The organism is Bradyrhizobium sp. 142, assembly GCF_023074015.1.
Taxonomy (GTDB): domain Bacteria; phylum Pseudomonadota; class Alphaproteobacteria; order Rhizobiales; family Xanthobacteraceae; genus Bradyrhizobium.
Window position 1 is genome coordinate 1 of the sequence record NZ_JADPKQ010000440.1, and the last position, 1,100, is coordinate 1,100.

The following is a 1,100-nucleotide window of genomic DNA, read 5'->3' on the forward strand; positions in this document are numbered from 1 at the left end:
GGTGTCGACCGCCACTTCGGCTCGCAGCCGGGCGCGAAGCTCTCGATGACGATCATGTGCGCGCCACAGCACGGGCATGGCCAGGGCAGCAACCGCAGCCCGTCCGGGGCGGCATCGGGCTGCTGTTGGGGATCGGCGGCAGGCGGGGCGACATTGAGGAGGGCGCGGGCGGTTGCGATGCTCTCGGCGCGATTGGTTGAGGCAAAGAGCCCGTAGTGGCGGATGCGATGGAAGCCCTTGGGTAGCACGTGGATCAGGAAGCGCCTGATGAACTCGTGCGGTTGAAGCCGCATCGTTTTCCAGCGGTCGGGGCCATCAACGCGATAGTCCTTCCAGCGGAACGCAATCGCCTCGCTGTCGGCCGCAACGAGGCGGCGGTTGGAGATGGCGACCCGATGGGTGTAACGGGAGAGATAGCGCAGCACCTGCTCGGGCCCGGCGAACGGCCGCTTGCAATAGACCACCCATCTGATGCGGCGCAGTGGTGCGATGAAGCGCTTGAACGTTCGCTTGTCGGTAAGCCCGGCATGGGTATTGAAGAACTTCAACTCGCCGGCGGTGTGCGCATGCAGGAGCATCGCCAGCATCTTGCCCCGGAACAGGCGCGCCACCACGTTGACATGGACGAGGAAGTTGGAGCGCGCGGCGACCCATCGCGCATGATCGAGCGAGAGCCCTCCACCCGGCACGATCATATGTACGTGCGGATGATGAGTCAGGGCCGAGCCCCAGGTGTGCAGCACGGCGGTGACACCGATCCGCGCGCCGAGGCGCTTGGGATCGGCAGCGATCGTGAGTGTCGTCTCGGCGGCCGCCTTCATCAGCAGGTTGTAGACTACGCGCTTGTTCTGGTAGGCGATGTCACGCAGCTCGCTCGGCAACGTGTAGACAACGTGAAAATACGGCACCGGCAAGAGCTCCGCTTCGCGGTCGGTCAGCCATCGGCGTGACGCCGCGCCCTGACACTTGGGACAATGCCGGTTGCCGCAGGAGTTGTAGGATGCGCATACCGGTGAAGGCGACCACGCTGACCGGCGCATGGAGACCGCGTGATCCGGTCGATGACGACCAGGGCGGCGCACGAGCTTGATGGCGCCGTT

The 1,100-nt window shown here is 65.2% G+C and carries 1 pseudogene; it reads right to left on the reverse strand.

Annotation, left to right across the window (positions count from 1 at the left end):
• A pseudogene (locus tag IVA82_RS40500) lies at positions 1-1,001 on the reverse strand (IS91 family transposase); the annotation flags it as partial.
• Between the last annotated feature and the right edge of the window lie 99 nt (positions 1,002-1,100).